The following is an 11,998-nucleotide window of genomic DNA, read 5'->3' on the forward strand; positions in this document are numbered from 1 at the left end:
GTGTGGGGCGGGTCATGGGGGCGCCAGGCGCGGAGCCGCCGAGACCCGGCATTTCAACGTTGGCGCCCGTCGCGCTTTTCGTTGCGACCCGTGGCCCCGTCGCCGGGGACCGGCATTGGCGCCCCCGCCACTCACCACGCACCCCCGTCCCGCCGTGATTCCCCTTTACCTACGCGCACATAGCCATCAGTGCTAAAGTGAAACCTGCAGCCAGAATGCATTGCGGCTGGGGGCTGCGGTTGGCACAGTGACCCATCGCCCGGAGCGCCGGGTTTTCATCTTTTCCGCGGATGCCCGCATGCGCCTGACCACGATCAAACTCGCCGGTTTCAAGTCCTTCGTGGACCCGACCACCTTGCACCTGCCGACCAACATGACCGGCGTGGTGGGGCCCAATGGTTGCGGCAAGTCGAACATCATCGACGCCATCCGCTGGGTGATGGGCGAGAGCGCGGCCAGCCGCCTGCGCGGTGACTCGCTGACAGACGTGATCTTCTCCGGCTCCAATGCGCGCAAGCCGGTGGGCCAGGCCACGGTCGAGCTGATCTTCGACAACGGCGACGGCACCATCCAGGGCGAGTACGGCCAGTACGCCGAAATCTCGGTGAAGCGCCAGGTCAGCCGTGACGGCCAGTCGGCCTATTTCCTCAATGGCGCGCGCTGCCGTCGTCGCGACATCACCGACCTGTTCCTGGGTACGGGCCTGGGTCCGCGCAGCTACTCGATCATCGAGCAGGGCATGATCAGCCAGATCGTCGAGGCCGCGCCCGACGACCTACGCACGCACCTGGAAGAAGCCGCCGGCATCTCCAAGTACAAGGAGCGCCGCAAGGAAACCGAGAGCCGCATCAAGTCCACCCGCGAAAACCTCGACCGTGTACGCGACGTGCGCGACGAAGTGGACAAGCAGTTGGAGCACCTCAACCGCCAAGCCCGCGCCGCCGAGCGCTGGAAGGCGCTGAAGGAAGAGCAGACCCGCAAGGAAGCCGAGCTGCGCGCGCTGGAATACCGGGCGCTGAAGGGGCAGCACGACAACGAGGGCTCCGGCCTGTCGGCGGCGGAGGTGGAGATCGAGAAGCAGGTTGCCGCGCAGCGCCACGTCGAGGCTCAACTGGAGAGCGTGCGTGAGCGCCACACCGGCGCCAGCGAGCACCTCAATGCGGTACAGGCCGAGGTCTACAAGGTGGGCGCAGAGATCGCCCGCGTCGAACAGCAGGTGCGCTTCAATCGCGAAACGGCCGAGCGCCTGCAGCGCGCCCAGGCCGATGCCGAGCGCGAGCACGCCGAGCTGGCCGAGCACATCGACAACGATCGCACCCAGGTGGAAAGTCTGCGCATGGCGCTGGCCGAGGGCGAGCCCAAGCTGGAGGCGTTGCAGCAGGTGCAGGACGACACCGCCGATTCGCTGCGCGATACCGAAACCAAGCTGGCCGATTGGCAGCAGCGCTGGGACAGCTACACCCGCACGGCGGGCGAATCCAGTCGCGCCGCCGAGGTGGAGCGCACCAAGCTCAACTATCTCGACCGCCAGACGGTCGATCTGTCGCGCCGCAGGGAAGCCCTGGAGGCCGAGCAGAAGGCCACCGACGTCGCCGCGCTCGACGCCGCCGCGGAACAATTGCACGTCGAGCACGACACCCAGCGCGAACGGGTGGAGTCGCTGGGCGGTCTGCTCGACCAGCACAAGCTCGGCTACGAAAAGGTGCTCGACGAGGAGCGCCAGGTGCAGGCCTCGCTCAACGAGGCACGCCAGCAGTTGCAGACGGCGCGTGGTCGCCAGGCGTCACTCGAGGCCCTGCAGCACGCGGCACTGGGCCAGGAGGAGAGCGCCGCCAGCGGCTGGCTGAGCCGGCTGGGCCTGGACAGGTCGCGCCGCCTGGGCGAGTCGCTGCAGGTGGAGGCGGGCTGGGAAACCGCCGTCGAAACCGCGCTCGCGGGCTTCCTCGATGCGGTGCTGGTGGATGACTCGCACGGCCTGGCCGCGGAGTTCGGGGCACTGGAGAACGCCGACGTCGCCCTGCTCGATGCTTCCGAGGGCGGTGCCAACACCGCGGGTACGCTGGCGGCACATGTGCGCGGCCCTGCCGCGGCCATCGCGATCCTCGGTCATGTGCTCACCGCCGATTCGATCGAGCACGCACACCAGGTTGTGGCCGGGCTGTCCGCCCTGGCGCCGTACCAGTCGGTGATGACGCGCGGCGGCGAGTGGATTGGTCCGGGCTGGGCGCGCGTGCGCCGCGCCCAGGGCAACCAGGTGGGCGTGCTGGCGCGCGAGCGTGAGATGCGCACCCTGGCTGAGCAGATCCTGGTGCTGGAAGAGCGCATCGAGGAGGCCACCCAGTCGCTGGACGACCTGCGCACCCGCAAGTTCGAGGCCGAGCGCGCCCGTGATGACGCCCAGCGCGAGTTGTACAACGCGCATCGCCGTCAGTCGGAGTTGGCCGGCCAGCTGCAGAGCCATCGCGGCAAGATGGAAACTGCACGCGCCCGTGCCGAGAAGGTGGCCGGCGAGATCAACGACCTGCTCAACCAGCTGGACGAGCTGCAGACGCAGACGCGCGAGGCGCGTGCGCGCCTGGACGAGTCGGTCGGTCACATGGGCGACCTGGAAGACCAGCGCCGCGAGCTTGAGAACGAACGCCGGGCCCTGCTGGAGGCGCGCGAGGAGGCGCGCATGAACGCGCGCGAGGCTGCCGACCAGGCGCACGCGCTGGCCTTGTCGATGGAATCGAAGCGATCCTCGCTGACCTCGCTGGAGCAGGCGCTGGCACGCATGGAGACCCAGCTGCGCCAGATCGAGGCGCGCCGCAGCGAAATTACCGAACAGCTGGCTGCCGGCTCCGATCCCATCGCCGAGCTGGAAGCCGAGCGGCAGACCTATCTCGACCAGCGCCTGCTGGTGGACCGGCAGTTGGTGGATGCCCGCCGGGGGCTGGAAGACTGCGACGCCGAATTCCGGCGCCTGGAGCAGGAGCGCCAGCGCATCGAGCAGGGCCTCAACGGCCTGCGCGAGAAACTGTCGCAAAAGCGCCTCGCCGCGCAGGCGCTGCAGTTGCGTGCCGAGCAACTGGCCGAAGCCATTGCCGCCTCCGGCCTGGAACTGGAGCCGCTGCTGGCCGAGTTGGCGCAGGACGCCGATGCCAGCCAGTGGCGCAGCCAGCTCACCGATATCGGGCAGAAGATCGTTCGCCTGGAGCCGGTGAACCTGGCGGCGATCCAGGAGCATGCCGAGCAGAGCGAGCGCAAGACTTACCTCGACAACCAGCTCGCCGACCTCGGTAGCGCCATGGAGACGCTGGAGGCGGCGATCAAGAAGATCGATCGCGAGACGCGCCAGCGCTTCAAGGAAACCTTCGACCGCGTCAATGCGGGCGTGCAGGAGCTGTTCCCGCGCCTGTTTGGCGGCGGTCACGCCTACCTCGAACTAACCGGCGACGACCTGCTCGACACCGGCGTGGCAATCATGGCGCGGCCGCCGGGCAAGCGCGTGTCCAACATCTCGCTGCTGTCCGGTGGCGAGAAGGCCCTCACTGCGGTATCGCTGGTATTCGCGATCTTCGGCCTCAACCCCGCGCCGTTCTGCCTGCTCGACGAGGTGGATGCGCCGCTGGACGAGGCGAACGTGGGCCGCTTCTCCAACATGGTGAAGGAGATGAGCGAGAAGGTGCAGTTCATCTTCGTCAGCCACAACAAGGCCACCATGGAGGCGGCCTCGCAATTGTGCGGTGTCACCATGCGCGAACCGGGTGTATCGCGACTGGTGCAGGTGGATCTCGCAGAAGCAGCTAAACTTGCGGGCGCAGCTTGAGGATTTTCGATATGACCGTACAACCCGTGCTTGCCTTCGCCTGGGATCCCGCCATCGGCGTACCCATGCTGATCATCGGATTGATCGTGCTGGCACTGATCTGGCTGTTCGGCCAGCCCAGGAAAGAGCAACAGGGCAAGCGGCGCATCGTGCCGGGTCCGTCCGGCGAGCGCCGCGAGCCGACCTTCGGCGGCGAGGGCGAGGCGCTGGACGCGCCGTCGTTCAGTGCGCGCGACGACTTCGATCTCGACCCCTTGGGTGATCGCCAGCCGCATCAGGGCGAACTCGACATGGGCCTGCGCGAGGAGCTTGAGCGCCTGGGCGCCACGCTGGCGGGCGGCAAGGACAAAGTGGAGCCTGCTCCGCTGGCCAAGCCGCAGGGCATCGCGGCTTCCATCGTCGACGCCTTGCGCGCGCCGCCGGAACAGTTCGAGCAAAGCCTGGCCCAGGCCACGGCCGCGGCAGGCGACGCCGCGGCGACGGCCCGCCCGGTTGATCCCGCCCCGCTTCCTGCGGCTGCGCCGGCGGCGCCCGTGCCGGCCCCGGCTGCGCCTGAGCCGGTCGCGCCACGCGTGCCGCCGCGTTCCGAGGTGGGGCGTCGCCCCGAGCGCATGCCGGTGGAGCGGATCGTCACGTTGTTCGTGGTAGCGCGCGAAGGCAGCGTCTTCGACGGCGCCGACCTGATCGTGGCGGCCGAGAAGGCCGGCCTGGAATTCGGTGACATGGGCATCTATCACCGCCTGGTTGACGGCAAGCGCGAGCTGGGTCCGGTGTTCAGCGTGGCCAACATGCTCAAGCCGGGCAACTTCGACCTTAGGCGGGTCGATGCCCTGCATACGCCGGGCCTGAGCTTCTTCATGACCTTGCCGGCGCCCATTCCTGCGCTGGATGCCTGGGACGCCATGCTGCCCACCGCGCAACGCCTTGCCGAGCTGTTGGACGGACAAGTGCTGGACGAGGAGCGCAACGCGCTCGGCCGCCAGCGCGTGGCGCATATCCGTGACGAGCTGCGCGGCTGGGATCGCGACCACGAAGGCAAGGAAATCACCTTCGGGCGTTGACCGCGTCCCACCGCCTTTTGCGGTAACGCGTTGGCGTGCGCGAAAAGCCCGTGAAGCGATGGCCTCGCGCCATCGCAGTCGTGCACGGGCGCTGCAACATCAAAGTGACCGCGAAGGAGGGGTATGGCTTGGATATCGCCGCGTCACCTTGCCTGGGTCGGCCTGCTGGCGCTGGCGGCCTGCACCCATTCGGACCTGCGCCCCGACTATCCCCGCGAACCCAGTACGGTGCTGCCGGTCCAGGCAGATGCGCCGCTCGAGGCGTATGCGCGACGGCTCGTTGCATTGCACGGCACCGATTCGGGCCTGCGCCTGATCAGCGATTCCGGTGATGCCCTGCTGGCCCGCATCGCGCTGGCCGATCGCGCCGTGCATTCGCTGGACCTGCAGTACTACATGTTCAACAGTGACTCGACCGGCGAGCTGCTGGCCCAGCGCCTGCTGGCTGCGGCCGATCGCGGCGTGCGCGTGCGCCTGTTGCTGGATGACCTGCACGTGGCCGGTAACGACGACGTGCTGCGCATCCTCGATGGCCACCGCAATATCCAGGTGCGGCTGTTCAATCCGTTTCTCGAGCGCGACGCCTCGCTGTGGGGCATGGGCAAGCAGTTCGCCGGTGATTTTTCCCGGCTCAACCGGCGCATGCACAACAAGGCCTTCATCGCCGACGGGGCGATGGCCATCGTCGGCGGACGCAATATCGGTGACGAATATTTCGACGCCAACAGCGAGCTGAATTTCCGCGACCTGGACGTGCTGGCCATCGGGCCGGTGGTGGCCCAGGTGGGAGAGGTGTTCGACCGCTACTGGAACAGTCCGCAGTCGTTCCCGATCGCCGCCTTCCATCACCATGTGCCCGGGCCTGGTGAAGTGGAGAAGCTGCGCACGTCGATGGCCGCCAATGCGCGCCAGTTCAGCCAGAGCGGCTACGCGCAGAACCTGGTGACCCGCATCGGTGACATCGGGCACGAGGCACCGGATACCGAATGGATATGGGGGGCGACCACTTATCTGGCCGATGATCCGGACAAGAGTGACCCTCAGGCCGACAGCAAGGACCTGCACATGGCGCCCGCGCTGCGTGCCTGGCTCGACGGCGCGAAACACCGGCTGACCCTGATCACGCCTTACTTCGTGCCGGGCACCAAAGGCGTGGCCTACCTGCAGGGCATGCGTGACCGTGGCGTGGAGGTGAGCGTGCTGACCAACTCGCTCGCCTCGACCGATGCCGGTGACGTATACGTGGCCTATGCCTCCTACCGCGTGCCTCTGCTGAAAATGGGCGTGCACCTTTACGAGTTGAAGCCTGATGCGCATCGCAGTGGCGGAGGCAGTCATTTCTTTGGCTCGTCCTCGGGCAGCAACAGCCTGCATGCCAAGGCCATCGTGGTGGACGACGCGCACGCCTTCGTTGGCTCGATGAACCTCGATCCGCGTTCACGCGACCTCAACACCGAGGATGGCGTGATCGTCGAGTCCCCCGCGCTGGCCAAGGCGTTGCTGGTGATCTTTGCCGATGCGATCAAGCCGGTGCACAGCTATCAGGTGCTGCTAGATCCGAGCGGTGGCATGTACTGGGAGGCGCAGCAGCCCGGTGGCCCGATGATCCGCTACGGCCACGCGCCGGAGACGAGCTGGTGGCGTCGCTTCAAGGTGAACATGGGTGGCCTGCTGCCGATCGAGAGCCTGCTCTGAAGAGGCTCAATGCCCCAGCTGAGCAAGGACTGCGAGCAGGGGCGTAGCCGATACCCGGATCGCGCCGGCGAGCGGCAGGTTCATTTCGAGGATCAGCGGAACCACCAGCGCCACGAGCAGGGCGCTCGTCGCGATTGCTGCGCGGGGATGGGGGTCAGAGGGCGCAAGCAGTCCGAACATGCCAAACATCACCACCAGCCACGCCACCAAGGTCACCATCAGGGGCGTCGACAGGTAGCCCTCCTTCTTCAGTGCAATGTTCCAGTGCGACTCGCCGATGGCACCCGCAACGTCAATGGCCTCCCGCTGCAGCAGGCGCTGCTTCTCATTCGCGGCGTGCAGTGCAGCGATGCCGCGCTGCAAGTCATCCCAGGCGCGCACCGTGTCGTGGCTGGTCAGCCTGGGCAGGTCTTCGCGACGGCCGTCCTGCAATACCTGGACGAACGCAGCGTACTGGGCGGCGAGTTCGGTGCGCAGTGGGGCGGCCTCCGGGCCGTAGCCGCCCAGCAGCTGGTCGAGCTGGTGCACGCGTGATGCATTCTGATTGACCTCGGTGCGAACCTCGTCGAAGCCGGCCTTGGACGAGGCGAGCAGCGAGGCCAGCGCCAGGCCGGCCACGCAGGCGAGGAGGGTGACCATCAACTTGATGGTGGCCGTGGCTTCCGTTGACCACTGGATCGGTGGAAGCCTCAGGCGCAGTGCGTGTCCGAGCCAGGCGCCCGCCAGTAACGCGCCCAGGGTCGCCAGGGAAACCGCCATGTCTTCCATCAAGATCCTCGCATCACCGGCGTGGTGCGCCAGCGTCGCTGGAACCATGCATGGCGCTTGTGAAAGCCGGATGACCTTGCGGGGTGTTCCGGCGGGCATGTGGGAATGCGTCAGTCATTTCCCTGCGTCTCGCGCAGCTTGCGTCTTTGCTTGGGTGGCTTCCGGTCATCGTTGCCGGGGCGTTGCAGGTTGACGATGGGGGAATGCGCGACGCGGAATGGCATGGACTTTTGGACACCATCCAAAAGTCCTATCTGCAACTGCTGGAGAATTCACGCGAATTCAGCATTTGCTTTCGCATGATCGACTCGCGCGGAAAGGATCGCGCGTTGCAGGCAACACCAGGCGCGCCCATGGAAGGGAGGCATCGCCCTGGAGGGCTCCTGCTTCCGGCAGGGAAATCCCGGACCTTGTAAGCGGACGGCGTGGGGGAAAGGGAGTGAACGTATGCGCAAGACTACGATCAGGTTTCAGGACGTCGCCACGGAGCTAGCCCAGATCAATGCCCAGCGGGACGGTGTGATGGAGCGCGCGTTCGCCATGCTGGAGCAGCGTCATGCGACGCTGGCGGCCATGCTGGTGCAGAGCCTGGGCGACCGGCAGCGCGCCTTGCGCTGGATGTGCCGCCACCAGAGCGCCTTCGGCGGCCGCACCGCCTACGAGCTGATCGCCGATGGCGAGGACGATACCGTCTGGGACGAAATTGCCCTGATGAGCGAGGCCCCGGTGGCATCGCGGCTCAATGCCGCGCGCATGGCCTATTGAGGTGCGCTTGCCCGGATCGGCCCGGCGGACGGCCGGGCCGACGATGACTCAGGACGGCGCGCCGGCCGCATGCTGCAGGGCCCAGACGCTGTTGGCGTCGCCGGCCCTGGCGCGCCTCGAGGCTGCGCGCGCCAGCAGGGCAAAGCCGATGCCCAGTGCGATGCCGGTCAGGTCCACGCCGAGCACGCGCCCCGCGAGCGAGCTCCAGTCCTGCGCCATGGCGCAGGCATTGCTGGCCAGGTCGATGACGGCGATGGCTACGGTCAGCAGCGCGGTAGCCCATAGCAGCTCCGTAGTGGCCCGGCCGATCGGGCGCACGCAGGCGTAGGCGCAGGCACCCAGGAACAGTCCATAGCAGGCGACCCGCTGCGGAATGCCTGCGTCGACGCCCAGCCTCACGGCGACCCAGGTGGCCGCGAAGGCGCCAGAAATACCCAGGCAGGTGCCAATGCAGACGCCGATGGTGGCGCGCGCCATCACCAGCGTGCGGCGCGGCTGGTCGAGGTGGCGGCGCTTGCGGCGCGACTCGATCCACAGCAGGTTGCCCGAGTAGAACAGGAAGGCGCCGGCCAGGCCGAGGATGAAGTACAGCCACTGCACCGTGCGACCGCCGAAGCTGCCGAAGTGCAGGCCGAACAGGGCCGCGTAGCTGATGCCGTTGGCGCTGAGGCGGTCGCCCACGTGGTTGTCCAGCACCCTGCCGTCATGGGCGGACAGCGCCACCGTGCCGTAGGTGCCCAGAGTGTGCTGCGAGCGTCCGCGCACCTCGGCGACGGCATGGCTGTCCCCGTAGTGGGAGAAGTGCAGGTAGTCCGGATCGAAGCTGGTGACACCGCTGGCCAGGGCCTCGGTGCGCGCCCGCTCGATCAATACGGTGGTTGGCAGCATGCTTGCCGGCGTACCACTGGGCGTGACCACCGGGGCGGTCTGGGTGGCCTTGGCGAACGCGTCGAACAGCTTGCCGTCGAAGGCCACCGTATTGAGCGCGGCCAGGGTGATGGTGAACAGGCAGAACAGGGCGCCGGTCACCGCGAAGATCACGTGGAACGGCAGGCTCAGCACGCCGATGGCGTTGTGTGCGTCCTGCCATAGCCGCTTGAGGTTGCGGCCGACACGCATGGCGAAGAAGTCGGACACCAGCTGCGGCAGGTGGATCAGGATGCCCGACACCAGGGCCAGTCCGTAGAGCACGCTGACAATGCCCATCAGGTACAGGCCGATCACCGGCAGGCCCAGCGAGTCGTGCAAGGCGTAGATGTAATCGGCCAGCTCGTTCTCCGACGCCTCCGTGCGCGGCGCCTCGACCTGGCTGGCGGTGGCGAAGCGGGCTGAACCCTGTTCCACCCAGTAGGCGTAGGCGGAGTGCGAGCCGTCCGTGGGCAGGATGACGCCGAAGTCCTCGCGTGCCGCCGGATGGTGCGCGAGCAGGCGCTCGATCAGGCTGTCGGTGGTGACGCCGGCATCGGCGGCGCTGCGCCAGGGTGGGTTCTGCCAGGCGGCGATGTCGTCGTGGAAGACGATCAGCGCGCCGGCATAGAACGCCACGAACAGCGCGAATCCGGCGATCAGTCCGGTCCAGGTGTGCACCGTCTGGTAGGTGCGGAGGGTGGCGGCTTTCATCGTCAGTGACCCATCAGGCGTCCGGCCCAAAGGGCGAGGAAGGCAGCGGCGTTGGCGAGCCCGAGCACCAGCCAGGCGCGCGATCCACTGCGGAACATGTAGGCGCCCGCCATGAAGGCGATCCATAGCGGGAAAAACAGGATCAGTGCGGGGATCAGTACCGCCCGCCCGTGATCGGGCAGCCAGTGCAGCAACAGGGCGAGCAGGGCGGCGGCGAGCGGGAAGCCAAGCAGGGTGCCGGCAAGGCAGCGGGCCATCATGGCGTGGAGGATTCCGAAGAGGTGATACGCCACCAGGCAAGGTAGGGCAGGCAAACCCAGGCCAGCATCAGGGCCGTAAGGGCTGCGCTGATGCCTGCGCCTGCGCCGGCCACGTGCCACCAGCACAGTACGCCGGCCGCGATCGCCAGCCATCCCGCGCCGCGGGCGGGCGCGGGCAGGGGCTGCATGCGCAGTTGCTGCCGGCTGCTGGCGAGATAGATCAGCGTTGCGCCCGACAGGGTCAGCAGCAGCGCCAGGAGGGTGATCACGTGAAGGGTTCCTTGTCGGCCGGCGTAGGCCTTGGCCGGACGAAAATTATTGCGAACAATTCTTATTTCTGGCGCAGGACCTGTCAACCCGAACAGGCGGGAGAGCCTGCTCAGAACTGGTACTGGAGGCGGCCGACGATGGCCGACGGATGCTTGCCGTCGTAGTCGCTGCCGGGCTTGTCCAGGTCGATCGCGTGCACGAGGTTGGCCGACAGGCGTACCGACTTGTCCAGGTACCAGTTCACACCCACGCTCAGGTTGGTTTCCTGGCCGCCGAAGACATCGTCGTCGTTGAGGTTGGTGCGGCTCAGGCGCACCGCCACCTCCAGCGCGCCACCGCCATGCCCGTTCCAGGGCGAACTGGGCACCACCGGGCCGAAGATGGCATTGCTCTCGCGGTAGGGTCGGCTTTCGCCGGTGAGCATGAAGCTGGCGTAGGCATACCAGCCCCGGAAGCGCAGCGAGGGCAGGCCGTCGTCGCGTTGCAGGTGCGCCTCCATGTATTCCGATTGCCAGGAGAAGGGGCCGCTGACGTGCGCGGCCTCCAGTCCGTAACGCTGCACTTTGTTGGAGCCCTGGATGTTGCCGGTGTCCAGGAAGTCGACGCCATTGGAGAGCGCGACTTCCGGGGCGGAGTCGAAGCGCTGGTCGTTGTCGGGGCCGTAGCGGCGCGTCGAATAATCCACCGCCAGGTGGTAAGGGCCGTTTTCCGTGGGCAGCATGTAGGCCAGCCGGCCGGTCAGCGCGAGGCCGCGCTGATGGCGCCCCTCGTCGCGGGTGCCGGCGGTGAACAATCCATAGCTCCAGATCCAGGGGCCACGAAAGTCGCTTGAGGTGACGCCGATGCTTCGGCTGGGTGCCAGGGCGCTGGTCGTGGCGCGCTCGAGGAAGGTGGTGTTGCGGAAGCTGCCGTACTGTTCCAGGCCGAACGGTTCCTGCTGGTTGCCGATGGTGACCACGCCGAAGTGGCTGGTTTCCTTGCGGACATAGATGTCCTTGAATTCCAGGTGCCCGTCGACCAACTGGCTGTCGGCATAGAACAGCCAGTCCAGCCAAAGCTGGCGCTGGAAATTGATGTCGGCGCGGCGCACGGAGAACTGGGTGTTGCCGAACCCCTTGCTGGAGTAGTCGGCGGCATCGACCATCAGGTAGCCGTGGATCTGGGTGTGGATGATCGGCGTGTCGATGCCGCCTTCCAGTGGGCGCATCAGCGACAGTCGGCGCAGCGCCTCGGCGGCCGGGCTGCCTTCGGGCGGTGTGCTGTCCGCGGCTGGGGCCTGGGTTGATGAGGCTGGCGCTGGCGAGGGCAGCGTGGGCGAGGGTGTCCCGGCGGGTGGTTTGGGTGGCTGGGAGACGCAGCCCGTGACGATGGCGCAGGCCAGTGCCAGGGCCAGCCGTGAGGGCGCCCGGTAAATGGGTGCTTCGTGCTCGCGTTGGCCCATGCTTCCGATCGTCCTCGATCGTCTTTCGCCCCGAGTGGTGTCGCTGGGCGCCCCTCGTTCCAGCGTCTCATGCTGCCGTGATTGCGGACGGCAGTTTGGGACGGCGCATGTGTGAGATAAGTCGTTTTGCATGGCCGGAGCCGTGCTTGGGGAAGGGGTGGATCAGGTCGGCTGGAGGCGTGATATCTCAACCGGTGAGATGAGGATGGTGGTATCTTGATTGTTGTCCCGATAATCAAGCGGCCCGTCCATGCCCCCTTCCGATCACGGTGGAAGTCGCCCGGGTGCCGGCCGGCCTGCCGGTGAGCCC

Annotated in this window: 9 protein-coding genes; 4 read left to right on the forward strand and 5 right to left on the reverse strand. The window is 67.1% G+C overall.

The window, feature by feature from the left end; all coding sequences use genetic code 11:
- The first annotated feature begins 298 nt into the window (after positions 1-298).
- The 3 genes from smc to DVU99_RS13140 all read left to right on the forward strand — a co-directional run bounded on the left by smc (position 299) and on the right by DVU99_RS13140 (position 6,564).
- The gene (smc, locus tag DVU99_RS13130) at positions 299-3,808 is read left to right on the forward strand and encodes a chromosome segregation protein SMC (RefSeq protein ID WP_114240681.1); all 3,510 of its coding nucleotides are present in this window, start codon (positions 299-301) and stop codon (positions 3,806-3,808) included.
- A gap of 11 nt (positions 3,809-3,819) precedes the next feature.
- A complete protein-coding gene (gene zipA, locus DVU99_RS13135) occupies positions 3,820-4,869 on the forward strand; it encodes a cell division protein ZipA (RefSeq protein ID WP_114240682.1) in 1,050 nt (349 codons plus the stop codon).
- 123 nt (positions 4,870-4,992) lie between these two features.
- A complete protein-coding gene (locus tag DVU99_RS13140; RefSeq protein ID WP_114240683.1) occupies positions 4,993-6,564 on the forward strand; it encodes a phospholipase D family protein in 1,572 nt (523 codons plus the stop codon).
- A 6-nt stretch (positions 6,565-6,570) separates the two neighbouring features.
- Here the strand turns inward: DVU99_RS13140 and DVU99_RS13145 are convergent, their stop codons facing one another.
- Positions 6,571-7,323 (reverse strand): hypothetical protein, encoded by a 753-nt coding sequence (locus DVU99_RS13145; protein WP_157971434.1) that lies wholly within the window; start codon positions 7,321-7,323, stop codon positions 6,571-6,573.
- A 456-nt stretch (positions 7,324-7,779) separates the two neighbouring features.
- On the opposite strand from DVU99_RS13145, the gene DVU99_RS13150 reads away from it, so the two are divergent.
- Positions 7,780-8,097: an antitoxin Xre/MbcA/ParS toxin-binding domain-containing protein gene (locus DVU99_RS13150; protein ID WP_232823603.1), complete on the forward strand. Its 318-nt coding sequence runs from the start codon at positions 7,780-7,782 to the stop codon at positions 8,095-8,097.
- A 48-nt stretch (positions 8,098-8,145) separates the two neighbouring features.
- Here the strand turns inward: DVU99_RS13150 and DVU99_RS13155 are convergent, their stop codons facing one another.
- From DVU99_RS13155 to DVU99_RS13170, 4 genes are all read right to left on the reverse strand, one after another.
- Positions 8,146-9,717, reverse strand: a complete 1,572-nt coding sequence (locus DVU99_RS13155) for a PepSY domain-containing protein (RefSeq protein WP_114240685.1) — start codon at positions 9,715-9,717, stop codon at positions 8,146-8,148.
- Positions 9,718-9,719: 2 nt separating this feature from the next.
- Positions 9,720-9,977, reverse strand: a complete 258-nt coding sequence (locus tag DVU99_RS13160; RefSeq protein WP_114240686.1) for a hypothetical protein — start codon at positions 9,975-9,977, stop codon at positions 9,720-9,722.
- Positions 9,974-10,246, reverse strand: a complete 273-nt coding sequence (locus DVU99_RS13165) for a hypothetical protein (RefSeq protein ID WP_114240687.1) — start codon at positions 10,244-10,246, stop codon at positions 9,974-9,976. Before DVU99_RS13165 ends, DVU99_RS13160 begins: the two co-directional genes overlap by 4 nt.
- A 110-nt stretch (positions 10,247-10,356) precedes the next feature.
- Entirely contained in the window at positions 10,357-11,688 is a 1,332-nt protein-coding gene (locus tag DVU99_RS13170; RefSeq protein WP_157971435.1) for an OprO/OprP family phosphate-selective porin, read from the reverse strand.
- Positions 11,689-11,998: the final 310 nt, after the last annotated feature.

This window comes from Dyella sp. C9 (assembly GCF_003332825.1).
Classification (GTDB): domain Bacteria; phylum Pseudomonadota; class Gammaproteobacteria; order Xanthomonadales; family Rhodanobacteraceae; genus Dyella.

Bases quoted from the DNA above. Each gene is read 5' to 3' on its own strand.
- smc (WP_114240681.1), top strand. From the start codon at position 299: ATGCGCCTGACCACGATCAAACTCGCCGGTTTCAAGTCCTTCGTGGAC.
- zipA (WP_114240682.1), top strand. From the start codon at position 3,820: ATGACCGTACAACCCGTGCTTGCCTTCGCCTGGGATCCCGCCATCGGC.
- DVU99_RS13140 (WP_114240683.1), top strand. From the start codon at position 4,993: ATGGCTTGGATATCGCCGCGTCACCTTGCCTGGGTCGGCCTGCTGGCG.
- DVU99_RS13145 (WP_157971434.1), bottom strand. From the start codon at position 7,323: ATGGCGGTTTCCCTGGCGACCCTGGGCGCGTTACTGGCGGGCGCCTGG.
- DVU99_RS13150 (WP_232823603.1), top strand. From the start codon at position 7,780: ATGCGCAAGACTACGATCAGGTTTCAGGACGTCGCCACGGAGCTAGCC.
- DVU99_RS13155 (WP_114240685.1), bottom strand. From the start codon at position 9,717: ATGAAAGCCGCCACCCTCCGCACCTACCAGACGGTGCACACCTGGACC.
- DVU99_RS13160 (WP_114240686.1), bottom strand. From the start codon at position 9,977: ATGATGGCCCGCTGCCTTGCCGGCACCCTGCTTGGCTTCCCGCTCGCC.
- DVU99_RS13170 (WP_157971435.1), bottom strand. From the start codon at position 11,688: ATGGGCCAACGCGAGCACGAAGCACCCATTTACCGGGCGCCCTCACGG.